Consider the following 14449-nt stretch of genomic DNA (forward strand, 5'->3'; position numbering starts at 1 on the left):
GCTGGATGTGACGACCTCTTCGCGGGCAAGCCTCGCTCCTACAGGTAACGATCACGCCCCGCCAATCGGGCAATGACCTTCCCCATCGCGAGGCCTATAATGCCGGCCTTTCGTTCCCCTTTCGGCACCTCGGAGCCCGCATGACCCAGGATCAACTCAAACAGGCCGTAGCCCAGGCCGCCGTCGACTTCATCCTTCCGAAACTCGACGACAAGAGCATCGTCGGGGTCGGCACCGGCTCCACCGCCAACTGTTTCATCGATGCCCTGGCCAAGCACAAAGGCGCGTTCGATGGCGCGGTCGCCAGTTCCGAAGCCACCGCCGCCCGCCTCAAAGGCCACGGCATTCCGGTGTATGAGCTCAATACCGTCAGCGACCTGGAGTTCTACGTCGATGGCGCCGATGAAAGCGACGCGCACCTGAACCTGATCAAGGGCGGCGGCGCGGCCCTGACCCGCGAGAAGATTGTGGCGGCCGTGGCCAAGACCTTCATCTGCATCGCCGACGCCAGCAAACTGGTGCCGGTGCTCGGTGCGTTCCCGCTGCCGGTGGAAGTGATCCCGATGGCCCGCAGCCACGTGGCCCGCCAACTGGTGAAGCTCGGCGGCGACCCGGTTTACCGTGAAGGCGTGCTGACCGACAACGGCAACATCATCCTCGACGTGTTCAACATGCAGATCACCAACCCGGTGGAGCTGGAAACACAGATCAATGCCATCGTCGGCGTGGTCACCAACGGTTTGTTCGCAGCCCGCCCGGCTGATTTGCTGCTGCTGGGCACGAGTGAAGGCGTGAAAACCCTGCGCGCCGAGTAAGCGAGATAGCCCGGATTCATGGGCAAATGAAATACCTGTGGGAGCGGGCTTGCCCGCGATGAGGCCGTCACATTCAACATTGATGTTGACTGAAAGGCCGCCATCGCGGGCAAGCCCGCTCCCACAGTGTTTTGCGGTGTTGGTTAGGGTTGCGGTGGTTTTTTGAAGACGTAGAAAAGGTTCGGCTCGCTGACGAGGTACAGGGTGCCGTCGTCGTCCATGGCGATGCCTTCCGCTTGCGGTACAGTTTTCTGCAATCCCTGACGCCCCTTGCTCAGTGACAGGGTGGTCAGCGGTCGCCCGTCGACATCCAGCTCCAGAATCAGTCGCGACTCATCGGACAGCGCCAGTAAATGGCCGCTGCGCTCGTCGTATTGCAGGCTCGACAGGTCTCGCACGAACATCCCGGCATCACGTTTGGGGTTGTTCACCACGTGCACCGCGTAGGATTTTTCCGGGTTGTAATGCGGAAAGCCCTGCACTTCGTAAATCAGCATCGGATCGCGCTCCTTGGCGACAAACAAGCGCTTGCCCACCGAGTCATAGGCCAACCCTTCAAACCCCTTGTTGCCACTCATGTGCACGCCGAGGGTCATCTGTTCGGCGTCCGCGGCATCGAGGAACGTCGTGTCCTTCTCCAGATGAATCTTGATCAGCCGTTGCTGGCGCTCGTCGGTGATCACATAAGTGTCAGCGCTGATGAACTCCACCGCCTCCGGATCGCCAAACCCGACCAGCGCCACACGCCGCAGGATTTTGCCTTCCAGGGACAATTCGATCAGCTCGGCGTTTTTGTTGGTGACGGTGAACAGGCTTTTACGCACGGGATCGAAGGTCAGCGCCGAAACATCGTCGTCCAGACCATCAATGACTTGCGCCTCGATCGCTACCTGATACTGATCCAGGCCAATGGACTGGGCATTCATCGGCTGCCATAACGCCTGCACATTGAACCAGGTACGCTCGAACAGACGCAGGTACTGGCCGACGGCAATCAGCACGATCAGCGCAATGACCGACAAGATCAGCATCAGGGGTTTGGGACGGGCAAGTCGGCGCATTCAGGCGAGCTCGGAAACAAGACGGGCGGATGAAATACCACGGCAGCATGAATTCAAGCTTAATGGCCAATGGCCTTTGACGACAATTGCCGACCCCTACGGTTGTTTTTCGAACCGGTAGAACAGGTTCGGCTCACTCACAATGTACAGCGTGCCCGCCTCGTCCATGGTCACGCCTTCGGCACGGGGAATGGTTTTCTTCAGACCATTGAAACCACCCAGCAGAGTCATGAAGCTGACCTGCTCGCCTTTCTCGTCCAATTCCAGCAGCAAGTGCGAATCGGCGGACAGCACCAAGGTATGGCCGGTGCGCGGATCGATGGCCAGGGGCCGACAGATTGCGGATATCCAATTCGTCGCTGGACAGCTTTTGCTTGTCGCCCTTGAGGATTTGGCTGCCGTCGCTTTTCCAGCTGAACAGCGCCGGTGGACGCTCTTCACCCAGCAGCAGTTGCTGGTTGCGCGCATCCCAAACGATCGCCTCAAAGGCCTTATTCTGGTTTTTCGACGGGCCCAGGTCGTATTTCGGGAAACTGGCGATATTCAGTTCCCGGGTATCGGCGTCGACCTTGACGATGGAAAGCAGGTGCGCGCGTTCATCGGTGATCGCCAGCAAACCATTACCCATGACCGTCACCCCTTCCGGGTTGCTCCAACCCACCAGCGGCATTTTGCGCAACACATCGCCCTGCAACGTCAGCTCGACCAGGAACGGGTTCTTGCCCATCACCGCAAACAGGGTTTTGGTCTGCGGGTCATAAGACACGTCTGACGCTTCGTCCTTCTCCATGCCCGGCAGCAACTTGGCGTCGATCACCGCCCGGTAATCCGGCAGCCAGATACTCTCTTTTCGCTCGGCCGGGCTTTCGAAACGCTCCTTCACCCAGAGCACGCCGCGATCGTCCCAGTGCATCGCAAACATGAGGCCATACACAGCAGCAGCCACCAGCAAAAGCCAGGAATACCAACGCATGACAAAGCGCGAGCGGCGGGCAGTTTTCAGCTTGGGCAGCGGTTGGGTGGTCATGCAGGGATACGTTCCAGAAATTCAGGCTATGGGTAATAGCACAATTGGGACTGGCTCAGACGCCAGAAGCCCAAGAATTATCCGGACAAAATGTGAAAAAAACGGGAAATGGCGGGATTGCCCTGCGTGGACACAGAAACTTGCGACCACTAGAAACCATTGTGGGAGCGGGCTTGCCCGCGATGGCGGCCTGACATTCAACATCAATGTTGACTGTCATGGCCTCATCGCGGGCAAGCCCGCTCCCACAGGGTTTGTGTTGGGTCAGCGCACGCTGCTGGTGAAGCGGCTGGTGCCCGGCAATTCGAGCACCAGTTCGTCACCGACATTCAACGGACCAACGCCTACCGGCGTGCCAGTCAGAATCACGTCACCGGCCTGCAGCGAGAAGCAGCCGGCCATGTACTGGATCATCGGCACGATCGGATTGAGCATGTCCTTGCTGTTGCCATCCTGGCGGACTTCGCCATTGATGGTCAGGCGGATACCGATGTCGGTCAGATCGGCAAAGGTACTGCCCGCCACGAACGGCGCAATGACTGCCGCGCCGTCGAAGGACTTGGCGATTTCCCACGGCAGGCCCTTGGCTTTCAGCTCGGCCTGTTTGTCGCGCAGGGTCAGGTCCAGGGCCGGGGCGATGCCGGAGATGGCATCCAGCACTTCTTCACGGCTCGGCTTGGTCGACAGTGGCTTGCCGATCAACACGGCGATTTCCGCCTCGTAATGCACCGAGCCACGCTCGGTCGGAATGCTGAAACCACCTTCCAGCGGCACCACGCAACTGCCCGGCTTGATGAACAGCAGTGGTTCGGTAGGCACCGGATTGTCCAGTTCCTTGGCGTGTTCGGCGTAGTTACGGCCGATGCACACCACTTTCCCCAGCGGGAAATGAATACGCGTACCGTCGACATACTGATGCTGATAGCTCATTGACCGACTCCTGTTTCGTAGCTCTTAAATTTAAAAGTCAAACAGCGAAAATCTTGCCCGGGTTCATGATGCCGTTCGGGTCGAACACTGCTTTGACGGCTTTCATGTACTCGATCTCAACCGGCGAGCGACTGTAGGTCAAGTAATCACGCTTGGTCATGCCAACGCCGTGTTCGGCGGAAATCGAACCGTTGTACTTCTCGACGGTTTCGAACACCCACTTGTTGACGGTCGCGCACTTGGCGAAGAACTCGTCCTTGCTCAGGTTGTCCGGCTTGAGGATGTTCAGGTGCAGGTTGCCGTCGCCGATGTGGCCGAACCAGACGATTTCGAAATCCGGGTAGTGTTCGCCGACGATCGCATCGATTTCTTTCAGGAACCCCGGGACTTTCGACACAGTGACCGAAATGTCGTTTTTGTAGGGTGTCCAGTGGGAAATGGTTTCGGAGATGTACTCGCGCAATTTCCACAGGTTCTGCAACTGGGTTTCGCTCTGGCTCATAACGCCGTCCAGCACCCAGCCCTGCTCCACGCAGTGCTCGAAGGTTTCCAGGGCGTGGTTGGCCACTTCTTCCGTGGTCGCTTCAAATTCCAGCAGCGCGTAGAACGGGCAATCGGATTCGAACGGTGCCGGCACATCACCGCGCGCCATAACCTTGGCTAAAGCCTTGTCGGAGAAGAATTCGAAGGCAGTCAGGTCAAGTTTGCTCTGGAACGCGTGCAATACCGGCATGATCGAATCGAAATCGGCGGTACCGAGGACCATTGCGGTGAGGTTTTTCGGCGCACGATCCAGACGCATGGTGGCCTCGACCACAAAACCCAGCGTGCCTTCGGCGCCGATGAACAGCTGACGCAGGTCGTAGCCAGTGGCGTTCTTGATCAGGTCTTTGTTCAGTTCCAACAAATCGCCCTTGCCGGTGACGACTTTCATGCCGGCCACCCAGTTACGGGTCATGCCGTAGCGAATGACCTTGATCCCGCCGGCATTGGTGCCGATATTGCCGCCAATCTGGCTGGAACCTGCCGACGCGAAGTCCACCGGGTAGTACAGACCGTGCTCTTCAGCCTTGTTCTGCAATTGCTCGGTAACCACGCCTGGCTGACAAACGGCTGTGCGGTCAGTCAGGTTCACGTCGAGGATCTGGTTCATGTAGTCGAAGGACACGACCACTTCGCCATTGGCTGCCACGGCCGCAGCCGAAAGCCCGGTACGCCCGCCGGACGGCACCAGCGCCACCTTGTGTTCATTGGCCCAACGAACAATGGCCTGGACCTGCTCGGTGGTCTTGGGAAACACGATGGCGGTCGGGGCCGGGGCGAAATGCTTGGTCCAATCCTTACCGTAAGCATTCAGGGAGTCGGCATCGGTCAGCACCTTGCCAGGCTCAACCAGGGTCTTCAGCTCATCAATCAGCGCAGGATTGGTCATCGATAGAACTCTCGAACAATTCATGGTCATCCTGAGAACGCTTCACGTCGCAGGAATGAGTGTTTAGCGGGGTGCATATGCTAGCATATCGACCCCGCAGCATAGTGCCCAACGGCTGTCCTGCGGCGACGGCTTTCTTGCCGTCCGGGTCAGCATCTGTTGACCATTTCCTGCCAATTTTCTCCGGGATACAGGTTTACGCAGATGAGCAAGACTTCTCTCGATAAGAGCAAGATCAAGTTCCTTCTTCTCGAAGGCGTCCACCAATCGGCTGTCGACGTCCTCAAGGCGGCGGGCTACACCAGCATCGAGTACCTCACAGGTTCTCTGCCGGAAGCCCAGCTGAAGGAAAAGATCGCTGATGCTCACTTCATCGGCATTCGCTCCCGCACTCAACTGACCGAAGAGATCTTCGATCACGCGAAGAAACTGGTGGCTGTCGGCTGTTTCTGCATCGGCACCAACCAGGTCGACCTCAACGCGGCTCGCGAACGCGGCATCGCGGTATTCAACGCGCCGTACTCCAACACTCGCTCCGTAGCCGAGCTGGTATTGGCCGAAGCGATCCTGTTGCTGCGCGGCATTCCTGAGAAGAACGCTTCCTGCCACCGTGGTGGCTGGATCAAGAGCGCAGCCAACTCCTTCGAAATCCGCGGCAAGAAGCTGGGTATCGTCGGTTACGGCTCGATCGGTACTCAGCTGTCGGTTCTGGCTGAAGGCTTGGGGATGCAGGTGTACTTCTACGACACCGTGACCAAGCTGCCACTGGGTAACGCCACCCAGGTCGGCAACCTGCACGAGCTGCTGGGCATGTCCGACATCGTCACCCTGCACGTTCCGGAAACCGCAGCCACCCAGTGGATGATCGGCGAGAAGGAAATCCGCGCCATCAAGAAGGGCGGCATTCTGATCAACGCTGCTCGCGGCACTGTTGTTGAACTGGACGCCTTGGCGGACGCGATCAAGGACAAGCACCTGATCGGCGCGGCCATCGACGTATTCCCGGTGGAGCCGCGCTCCAACGAAGAAGAGTTCGAAAGCCCGCTGCGTGGCCTGGACAACGTGATCCTGACCCCGCACATCGGTGGCTCCACCGCTGAGGCGCAAGCCAACATCGGTCTGGAAGTGGCGGAAAAACTGGTCAAGTACAGCGACAACGGTACGTCGGTATCGTCCGTGAACTTCCCGGAAGTGGCCCTGCCAGCTCACCCTGGCAAGCACCGTCTGCTGCACATCCACGAGAACATTCCGGGTGTGATGAGCGAGATCAACAAGGTCTTCGCCGAAAACGGCATCAACATTTCCGGTCAGTTCCTGCAGACCAACGAGAAAGTCGGCTACGTCGTGATCGACGTCGATGCCGAATACTCGGAAATGGCGCAAGAGAAGCTGCAGCACATCAACGGCACCATTCGTTGCCGCGTATTGTTCTGATAGTGACTTGAGTGACAAAAAAGGAGACCTTCGGGTCTCCTTTTTCATGGGCGTGACTAATGTTACTTAACGTTGACGGTGATTTTCTCCGACACGATCGGCGGATCGAACGGCATGTGACCGCTGTCGCCCAGCTCAAGCTGCAAGGTGTGCTTGCCCGGTGTCAATTTGACTTCAGCCTGGGTCTGCGCCTTGCCAAAGTGCAAATGGTTGGCATCATTCGGAATCGGGGCGCCAGCGGCTGGCAGCTTATCGACATCGATCAGCAAATGGTGATGGCCGGTGTTCTTGGTGAGGTCGCCCGCCGGCGCCAGCGCAATGTTCTCGACAGCGAACTTGACGACGACAGTTTGCGGAACCGTGGCTCCGTCCGCAGGAGAAACGATGGACGCTTGTGCGCCTTTGGGAGCAGGTGTGGCAGCCGTTGCCAGCATCGATGCACCCAGCAACAGGCCAGCCAACGCTGCACGTGACATAAAGCTTTTCATTCTCTTCTCCAGTTTTTCCGTAAAATTCGCTCGACCGTGACAACTTCACGGCCATTCGTTGTCGAAGGCACACGACAACCATAGCAAAGCGAGCCTGAACAGCGCGTCGCGATAAATGAATTCAAAGGAGTGACCATGCGTTTTTTGCCTGGCCTGATCTGCCTGCTACCCCTTTTGAGCCCTTTGGCTCATGCCGAACTGATTGACGATGTAAACGACCGCGGCGAATTGCGCATTGCCCTTGAGGCTAATACACCGCCCTTCAATTTCAAGGATGACGACAAACTGACCGGCTTCGAAGTCGAGTTGGGTCAACTGCTGGCCGATGAGCTGGATGTGCGGGCCGACTTCGTCGTCACCGATTCCGACGATCTGTTGACCGGCGTCGAAAGCGGCAAATACGACGTGGCCATCAATCACGTAGCACCGACTCCGGACCTGAAGGATCGTTTTGACTTCAGCGAACCTTACATTCACGCCAATGCGCAATTGATCGCGCAGAAAGAAGAGCAACCGCGATCAATCCTGTTGGTGCAGTCGCTGACGGAGGAAAAGCCGAAAGCCGCCCCGGCTGTGAGCCTGGCGATTCCGTTTCAGAAGGGTAACCCGGCGTTTCACGCCAGCCTGGAAAACGCCTTGCAGCGGATCAAGGGAGATGGCCGGCTGGAGGCGCTGGAACAGAAATGGTTCGGGGCGGATGCGAATGTGGCGCCGAAACCCTGATTCAAGGTTGACGAGTAACCCTGTGGGAGCGGGCTTGTCCGCGATGGCGGTTTAACTTTCTACATCGATGTTGAATGTTATGGCCTCATCGCGGGCAAGCCCGCTCCCACAGGGATTTGTGCAGGGCCGTTAGTCGAGGGTTGCCAGTGCCTGCGCCGCTTCAGCCAACTCCAGCTCGCTGAAAACCTGCACGCCATTGCGCTTGAGCAATGCCGCGGTAACACCCTCGCCGTTGACTTTCACGCCACTGAACGTCCCGTCATAGGTCAACAGATTCCCGCAAGACGGGCTGTTGGCCTTGAGCACGGCAATGCGGATGCCGTGCTGTTGCACCAGCTCCAGCGCTTGATAAGCCCCCGAAAGAAACTCGGCACTGACGTCCTCGCCCTCGGTGGTGATGACCGATGCAAGGCCATCTAGCACTTCAGCGCCCTGCCCGCCCGGAATCTCCGCCGCGGCTCTTGGCGTCGGCAAACCACCGGCGACTTCCGGGCACAACGGCACCACCCGGCCTTCGGCAATCCACTGCTCCAGCAGATTGAACGGCCCACTGGCGCCGCCGTCGTAACGGACGCGGTGACCGAGCAAACAGCGGCTTACCAGAATCTTTTGCATGATCAGAACGGCTCGTTGCCACGACGGCGGAACCAGCCCGTCAACGACAGGCGATCTCGGGTCGCGGGCAGGACTTCGTGGGGGACTTCGCCCGACAGGAAGACCACCAGGCATCCGCCGGTGGGGACCACATCGTGTTCGACGCCTTCGTCCAGGTACATGCGCAACTGACCGCCATGCTCGGGCAGCCAGCTGTCATTGAGGTAGATCACCGCCGAGACCATGCGCCGGTCGTCATCGCGGAAACGGTCGACATGCTTGAGGTAAAAAGCACCCGGCGGGTACAGGGCGAAATGACTTTCGAAATCCTCCAGGCCCAGAAACAAACTGCGATTCATCGCCTCACGCAGGCTGTTCATCAACCCCAGATAACTGTCGCAGGCCTCAACCTGACCGGGTTCGAGCCACTGGATATGGTCGCCACGAATGCCCTCGCGGATCTCCGAAAACGGCCCGCGCCCGACGGCGGCCGGGGCGAGCTCACCCTCGGCGGCACGTTTGCGGCACTCGGCCGCCAGCGCCCGGGTCAGATCCTGAGGCAGGAAAATATTCTGCTGCGACCAGCCGCGCTCAGCCAGGTCGTCGACGATACGTAACAGCAGCGGATGATCAGAGGATATTTGCATGGCGCGCATAGTATTCCTGTGCCCGCAAATCCGACAGAGCCGCGCAGCGGAGTATTGGTCGGATAAGGTACGCAACCTGATACGAATTCTCGACAAGTACGAATGCCGCACGGAGAATAGTCGCCTGCTGACAGGAGTCCCTATGCGCCGTTTGCTTTTTTCACTGCTGATGTTCTGTGTTTTGCCCGCCTGGGCGGACGGCCACGACCAGTTGTACAAGGTCGCCGGTTGGCCAGAACAACGCGCGCATTTCAACGATGCTCTCTCCGCCGCTCAACAGCGTTACCAGAATAGCCTGCCGCCGGCGGTGTTTCAGGCCCTGGTCAACAACAGTAATCAGCGTTTCGCCCCCAAGGCCATGGACCAGCGTGCCGAAGCGCAGCTGCGCAAAAAGCTTGCCGATCCGAAACCTGCGTTGACCTTCTTCCAATCGCCCCTGGGCAAGAAAATCGTCGCCGCCGAACTGCTGGCGACCCGTCGCGATCAATTGGCGAAAAACGCCAAGGGCTTGCCGAAAATGCAGGCCAGCGATACCCGTCAGCTGATCATCGGCCACCTCGCCCAGGCCCTGCCCGCTCGCGAGGCCGGTGCTGAAGTCAGCCTGGCGATTGCGGGCGTGGCGGCCGACAGCCTGAGCTCGATGATCCCCGGCCTGCTCGGCGGCGGTCAGGCTCAAGGCATGCTGAACGGACAGCGCCAACGCCTGATGGAGCAGATCGGCGCTGACCTGAACAACACGCTGCTGTATGTCTATCGCGACCTGTCGGATGACGAGCTGGAAGAGTTCGCCACGTTTGCCGAGTCCAGTGAAGGCAAGGCTTACTATCAAGCGGCCTTGGCGGCGATTCGGGCGGGGTTGGCGGTGGGGCAGAGTACGTCGAGCCTTACCCAGTAATTTTTGGCGTCAGCCAGATCGCCATCGCGGGCAAGCCCGCTCCCACAGTGATCGGTGTCGTTCACAAATCCTTCGGTCAAAGCAGATACCTGTGGGAGCGGGCTTGCCCGCGATGGGGCCCTGACTACCGCTAAAGATTCCGCCCCTTCATCCGCTTGCTCAAAAACCCGAAATACTCCTGCCGCAACCCCGGCGTCTCATTCGCCAGATGATGCCGCGCCTCAGGCAGCATCAGCACCTGAGGCCGATCGAATTTGCCCCGCAATACGTCAAGGTTGTGCTTCCAATCCACCGTCATGTCCGCCTGCCCCTGCACAATCAACGGCCGCCGTGGGCTGCTCGGTGCCGCTTCTATACGCTTGATCCAGCGCCCCAGCGCACCGACCCAGGCCGTCGGCAGACGCAGCGGCTGCAGCGGATCGGCTTGCAGGAACGCCAGGAAGTCAGGGTCGTTGGAGTTCTCGCTGAAACGCCGGGCGATGCCTTTGACGAACGGCTTGAGCAGGTAATAACTGAGCTGCGACCAACCCCAGGCTCGCGGCCGCACCAGTGGCGACAGCAGAATCACTTGCCCTTGGGCCGGACTGCTCGCACCCTGATTGAGCACATGATCGATCACGATCGCCCCGCCAGTGCTTTGCCCGCACAGGTGCCAGGGCTGCGGAAGGTCCAGCGATTGCGCCTCGGCCAACAACCCTTGCAGTGCGCTCTGATACTCGGCGAAGTCCTTGATGCTCGCCCGTTCGCCACTGGACAAGCCATGCCCCGGCAGGTCACAGGCGATCACCACAAAACCCTGTTCCAGCGCCCACTCGATCACATGCCGATAGAGCCCGGTGTGATCGTAGAAACCGTGAAACAAAAACAGCGTCGCCTTCGCCCGCTCGGGCCACCAGAGCTGGCTGACCACTTCATAGCCATCGACCTCGAAACGCCCCAGGCCACTGCGCAAGGTTCGCTGGGGGAAATCCAGCCCGTAAAAATGCTGATAGGCCATGGATTCCGTCGACAGCGGCTGCCACTCGGCCAATGGCCGCAGGCTGGCACGCAAATGATCGGGGTCGAAAGTGGCAGACATGGGCTATTCCAGAGCGCGAAACGGACTTTATGGGCCTGCGATATTCATCTGTCGCGGCAAGCATGGCAAGCTAGCCGACCTTCGAGGATTGAAACCCATGCGTCCGGCCTACCGCACCACACTGCTTGCCAGCCTGCTCGCCCTTGTGTGTGCCGGCGTGCTGTGGGCCGCCTATGACTGGTTTCAGGGGCGCTACTTGCGCGCCTTCAGCTCGCACACTGCGGTGTTCTCCGGCGACCCGTTGCGCCTGCCAGACGAACTTGCCGGCCCCGGCGCCATTCGCCTGGTGCACTTCTGGGACCCCGCCTGCCCGTGCAATGTCGGCAACCAACAACACCTGACCGAACTGGTTGAGCACTATGTACCGCAGGGCGTCGAGTTCTATGCGGTACAAAAGCCCGGCACCCACGGTCAATTGCCCGGCACGCTGAGTCGCCTTAAAACCATTACTGTCCTGCCAGGTTCCGAACAGATCCCTGCCAGCCCGGCGGTGGCGATCTGGGACCGCAGTGGCAAGCTGGCGTATTTCGGGCCGTACAGCGAAGGCCTGACCTGCAATTCGAGCAACAGCTTTATCGAGCCCATTCTGCAAGCGCTGAATGAAGGCCGGTCGGTAAACGCCACCCACACGCTGGCGGTGGGTTGCTACTGTCCGTGGCCTGCCGAGGTGAAGTAAGGCATTCCTGACTTTTCCAGGACCGCGATGCCCGGCACAGGAGGTCTGTGCTACACGTTTGCAGCCCCCACGGGCGGCAATCCCGAAAGAACAAGGAGTCACCATGAAACGCGTCCTGACCGTACTTGCCTTGCTGATCGTCGTACTCGTCGCCGGGGGCGGCTGGTATGTGTACAGCAAGCAACCGACGCGCCAGGGCCAGGTGCAATTGCAGCACCTGCAAGGTTCGGTGACCGTGCGCTACGACGTGCGCGGCGTGCCGCATATCCGTGCCGAAAACGAAACCGACCTCTACCGCGCCCCCGGGTATGTGCACGCCCAGGACCGACTGTTCCAGATGGAAGCCATGCGGCGCCTGGCCCGTGGAGAGCTGGCCGAAGTCCTTGGCCCGAAACTGGTCGACACCGACAAACTGTTTCGCAGCCTGCGCATCCGCGAGCGGGCTGAAAGCTACGTCGCCGCGCTGGATCGTCAGTCGCCGGCGTGGAAGGCCCTGCAAGCCTATCTGGACGGCATCAATCAATATCAGGACAGCCACGCTGCGCCGGTAGAGTTCGATGTGCTGGGGATCCCCAAGCGCCCTTTCACCGCCGAAGACAGCATTAGTATCGCCGGCTACATGGCCTACAGCTTTGCCGCGGCGTTTCGCACCGAACCCTTGCTGACTTACGTGCGTGACCAACTGGGCGCCGAGTACCTGAACATCTTCGATCTCGACTGGCAGCCCAAGGGCGTATTGGCCAAAGGGCGCGCCACCCCTGCACCGATCCTCACCGCCAATGACTGGAAGGGTCTGAACGCCCTCGCCCGTTTGAGTGAGCAAGCCCTGGCCGACAATGGCCTGCCGCAATTCGAAGGCAGCAATGCCTGGGTGATTTCCGGCAACCGCAGTAAAAGCGGCAAGCCTCTGCTGGCCGGCGACCCGCACATTCGCTTCTCGGTGCCGTCGGTGTGGTACGAAGCGCATCTGTCAGCGCCGGGTTTCGAGCTGTATGGCTACCATCAGGCGCTGGTGCCGTTTGCGTTTCTCGGCCACAACCTGGATTTCGGTTGGAGTCTGACGATGTTCCAGAACGACGATCTGGACCTGATCGCCGAGAAGGTCAACCCGGACCACCCGAACCAGGTCTGGTATCGCGGTCAGTGGGTCGACATGGTCAACACCGAACAACAGATCGCGGTCAAAGGCCAGTCACCGGTCACACTGACCCTGCGCCAGTCGCCCCACGGCCCGATCATCAACGATGCGCTCGGCACCGCCGCCGGCAAGACACCGGTCGCCATGTGGTGGGCCTTCCTCGAGACGCCGAATCCGATCCTCGACGGTTTCTACGAGCTCAACCGCGCCGACACCCTGGCCAAGGCGCGCGCCGCATCGGCCAAGGTTCAGGCACCGGGGCTGAACATCGTCTACGCCAACGCCAAGGGTGACATTGGTTGGTGGGCCTCGGCGCTGCTGCCCAAGCGCCCGGCCGGGGTGAAGCCCGGTTTCATCCTCGACGGCAGCACTCCTCAGGCGGACAAGGAAGGTTTTTACCCGTTCAGCGCCAACCCACAGGAAGAGAACCCGGCGCGAGGCTATATCGTCTCGGCCAACTTCCAGCCGGTGTCGCCGACCGGCATGGAGATTCCCGGTTACTACAACCTTGCTGATCGCGGTCAGCAGCTCAATCGTCAGCTCAGCGACAAGAACGTGAAGTGGGACAACGAGTCCAACCAGAAGCTGCAACTGGGCACCACCACCGAATACGGTCCGCGTTTGCTGGCGCCGTTGCTACCGGTACTGCGTGAAGTGGTGAGCGATCCCACCGAGCTCAAACTGGTGGAGCAACTGGCGCAGTGGAGCGGCGATTACCCGCTGGACTCCATCAACGCCACGCTGTTCAACCAGTTTCTGTTCAACCTCGCCGACGCGGCGATGCGCGATGAACTGGGCAATGACTTCTTCGAAACGCTGCTCCCGACCCGGGTGATCGATGCCGCACTGCCGCGCCTGGCGGCCTCGGCCGATTCACCGTGGTGGGACAACCGCAACACCCCCGGCAAGGAAACCCGCGCCGATACGGTCAAGGTTGCCTGGCAAGCGAGCATGGCTCACCTCAAAACCACCCTGGGCGCCGATGTCGCGCAATGGAAGTGGGGCAAGGCGCACACCCTGACTCACGGTCATCCGCTGGGGACGCAGAAACCGCTGGAGCGGATCTTCAACGTCGGGCCGTTCGCGGCGCCCGGCACGCATGAAGTGCCGAACAACCTCTCGGCCAAGATCGGCCCGGCGCCGTGGCCTGTGACCTATGGCCCGTCAACCCGACGGTTGATCGACTTCGCCGACCCGGCCCACAGCCTGACCATCAACCCGGTCGGCCAGAGCGGCGTGCCGTTCGACAGCCACTATGCCGACCAGGCCGAGGCGTATATCGAGGGGGTTTACTACCAGGCGCATTTCAATGATGAAGAAGTGACGGCCAATACCCGTAGTACGTTGAAGCTGCTGCCGGCGCGTTCAGGGCAATAGATTTCTGTTGGTTTAACTGACGTCATCGCGGGCAAGTCGAATCGTCGCACCGCCGCTCCCACAGGTCTTGTGTTGATCACAAGATTGTTGCCTCACACCGATCACTGTGGGAGCGGGCTTGCCCGCGATGAGGC

13 protein-coding genes and 1 pseudogene are annotated in these 14449 nt (G+C 59.8%); 6 read left to right on the top strand and 8 right to left on the bottom strand.

Annotated features, from left to right (window positions below; translation table 11 throughout):
- The first annotated feature begins 140 nt into the window (after positions 1 to 140).
- Entirely contained in the window at positions 141 to 815 is a 675-nt protein-coding gene (rpiA, locus tag AB7M22_RS25285) for a ribose-5-phosphate isomerase RpiA (RefSeq protein ID WP_008068012.1), read from the top strand.
- A 143-nt stretch (positions 816 to 958) separates the two neighbouring features.
- Here rpiA and AB7M22_RS25290 read toward each other — a convergent pair whose 3' ends face one another.
- The 4 genes and pseudogenes from AB7M22_RS25290 to AB7M22_RS25305 form a co-directional block, all read right to left on the bottom strand.
- The gene (locus AB7M22_RS25290; RefSeq protein ID WP_454188115.1) at positions 959 to 1876 is read right to left on the bottom strand and encodes an SdiA-regulated domain-containing protein; all 918 of its coding nucleotides are present in this window, start codon (positions 1874 to 1876) and stop codon (positions 959 to 961) included.
- Positions 1877 to 1972: 96 nt separating this feature from the next.
- A pseudogene (locus tag AB7M22_RS25295) lies at positions 1973 to 2903 on the bottom strand (SdiA-regulated domain-containing protein).
- Between the two features lie 264 nt (positions 2904 to 3167).
- A complete protein-coding gene (locus AB7M22_RS25300) occupies positions 3168 to 3833 on the bottom strand; it encodes a fumarylacetoacetate hydrolase family protein (protein ID WP_454188116.1) in 666 nt (221 codons plus the stop codon).
- A gap of 37 nt (positions 3834 to 3870) precedes the next feature.
- Positions 3871 to 5265: an FAD-binding oxidoreductase gene (locus tag AB7M22_RS25305; RefSeq protein ID WP_032835036.1), complete on the bottom strand. Its 1395-nt coding sequence runs from the start codon at positions 5263 to 5265 to the stop codon at positions 3871 to 3873.
- 204 nt (positions 5266 to 5469) lie between these two features.
- Here AB7M22_RS25305 and serA point away from each other — a divergent pair, with 204 nt between their 5' ends.
- Entirely contained in the window at positions 5470 to 6699 is a 1230-nt protein-coding gene (serA, locus tag AB7M22_RS25310) for a phosphoglycerate dehydrogenase (protein ID WP_007897715.1), read from the top strand.
- Positions 6700 to 6761: 62 nt separating this feature from the next.
- On the opposite strand, the gene AB7M22_RS25315 is transcribed toward serA, so the two are convergent.
- Positions 6762 to 7187: a DUF4399 domain-containing protein gene (locus AB7M22_RS25315; RefSeq protein WP_454188117.1), complete on the bottom strand. Its 426-nt coding sequence runs from the start codon at positions 7185 to 7187 to the stop codon at positions 6762 to 6764.
- Positions 7188 to 7322: 135 nt separating this feature from the next.
- Here AB7M22_RS25315 and AB7M22_RS25320 point away from each other — a divergent pair, with 135 nt between their 5' ends.
- On the top strand, positions 7323 to 7910 hold the full coding sequence (locus AB7M22_RS25320; protein ID WP_454188118.1) for a transporter substrate-binding domain-containing protein: 588 nt from the start codon (positions 7323 to 7325) through the stop codon (positions 7908 to 7910).
- A gap of 129 nt (positions 7911 to 8039) precedes the next feature.
- Here the strand turns inward: AB7M22_RS25320 and AB7M22_RS25325 are convergent, their stop codons facing one another.
- The gene (locus AB7M22_RS25325; protein WP_454188119.1) at positions 8040 to 8525 is read right to left on the bottom strand and encodes a DUF523 domain-containing protein; all 486 of its coding nucleotides are present in this window, start codon (positions 8523 to 8525) and stop codon (positions 8040 to 8042) included.
- Positions 8526 to 8527: 2 nt separating this feature from the next.
- Positions 8528 to 9160: a 2OG-Fe(II) oxygenase gene (locus AB7M22_RS25330; RefSeq protein WP_454188120.1), complete on the bottom strand. Its 633-nt coding sequence runs from the start codon at positions 9158 to 9160 to the stop codon at positions 8528 to 8530.
- Between the two features lie 133 nt (positions 9161 to 9293).
- Between AB7M22_RS25330 and AB7M22_RS25335 the strand changes: the two genes are divergently transcribed.
- Positions 9294 to 10046, top strand: coding sequence for a DUF2059 domain-containing protein (locus AB7M22_RS25335; protein WP_454188121.1), 753 nt, complete (start codon positions 9294 to 9296; stop codon positions 10044 to 10046).
- Between the two features lie 130 nt (positions 10047 to 10176).
- On the opposite strand, the gene AB7M22_RS25340 is transcribed toward AB7M22_RS25335, so the two are convergent.
- Positions 10177 to 11124 (bottom strand): alpha/beta hydrolase, encoded by a 948-nt coding sequence (locus tag AB7M22_RS25340; RefSeq protein ID WP_454188122.1) that lies wholly within the window; start codon positions 11122 to 11124, stop codon positions 10177 to 10179.
- 97 nt (positions 11125 to 11221) lie between these two features.
- Between AB7M22_RS25340 and AB7M22_RS25345 the strand changes: the two genes are divergently transcribed.
- Entirely contained in the window at positions 11222 to 11800 is a 579-nt protein-coding gene (locus AB7M22_RS25345; RefSeq protein WP_454188123.1) for a DUF6436 domain-containing protein, read from the top strand.
- 103 nt (positions 11801 to 11903) lie between these two features.
- Positions 11904 to 14315 (top strand): penicillin acylase family protein, encoded by a 2412-nt coding sequence (locus AB7M22_RS25350; protein WP_454188124.1) that lies wholly within the window; start codon positions 11904 to 11906, stop codon positions 14313 to 14315.
- The last annotated feature ends 134 nt before the right edge of the window (positions 14316 to 14449 follow it).

Source organism: Pseudomonas sp. ADAK2 TE3594 (assembly GCF_053628675.1).

Coding starts and splice junctions, on each gene's coding strand:
- rpiA (WP_008068012.1), top strand. CDS start 141: ATGACCCAGGATCAACTCAAACAGGCCGTAGCCCAGGCCGCCGTCGAC.
- AB7M22_RS25290 (WP_454188115.1), bottom strand. CDS start 1,876: ATGCGCCGACTTGCCCGTCCCAAACCCCTGATGCTGATCTTGTCGGTC.
- AB7M22_RS25300 (WP_454188116.1), bottom strand. CDS start 3,833: ATGAGCTATCAGCATCAGTATGTCGACGGTACGCGTATTCATTTCCCG.
- AB7M22_RS25305 (WP_032835036.1), bottom strand. CDS start 5,265: ATGACCAATCCTGCGCTGATTGATGAGCTGAAGACCCTGGTTGAGCCT.
- serA (WP_007897715.1), top strand. CDS start 5,470: ATGAGCAAGACTTCTCTCGATAAGAGCAAGATCAAGTTCCTTCTTCTC.
- AB7M22_RS25315 (WP_454188117.1), bottom strand. CDS start 7,187: ATGAAAAGCTTTATGTCACGTGCAGCGTTGGCTGGCCTGTTGCTGGGT.
- AB7M22_RS25320 (WP_454188118.1), top strand. CDS start 7,323: ATGCGTTTTTTGCCTGGCCTGATCTGCCTGCTACCCCTTTTGAGCCCT.
- AB7M22_RS25325 (WP_454188119.1), bottom strand. CDS start 8,525: ATGCAAAAGATTCTGGTAAGCCGCTGTTTGCTCGGTCACCGCGTCCGT.
- AB7M22_RS25330 (WP_454188120.1), bottom strand. CDS start 9,160: ATGCGCGCCATGCAAATATCCTCTGATCATCCGCTGCTGTTACGTATC.
- AB7M22_RS25335 (WP_454188121.1), top strand. CDS start 9,294: ATGCGCCGTTTGCTTTTTTCACTGCTGATGTTCTGTGTTTTGCCCGCC.
- AB7M22_RS25340 (WP_454188122.1), bottom strand. CDS start 11,124: ATGTCTGCCACTTTCGACCCCGATCATTTGCGTGCCAGCCTGCGGCCA.
- AB7M22_RS25345 (WP_454188123.1), top strand. CDS start 11,222: ATGCGTCCGGCCTACCGCACCACACTGCTTGCCAGCCTGCTCGCCCTT.
- AB7M22_RS25350 (WP_454188124.1), top strand. CDS start 11,904: ATGAAACGCGTCCTGACCGTACTTGCCTTGCTGATCGTCGTACTCGTC.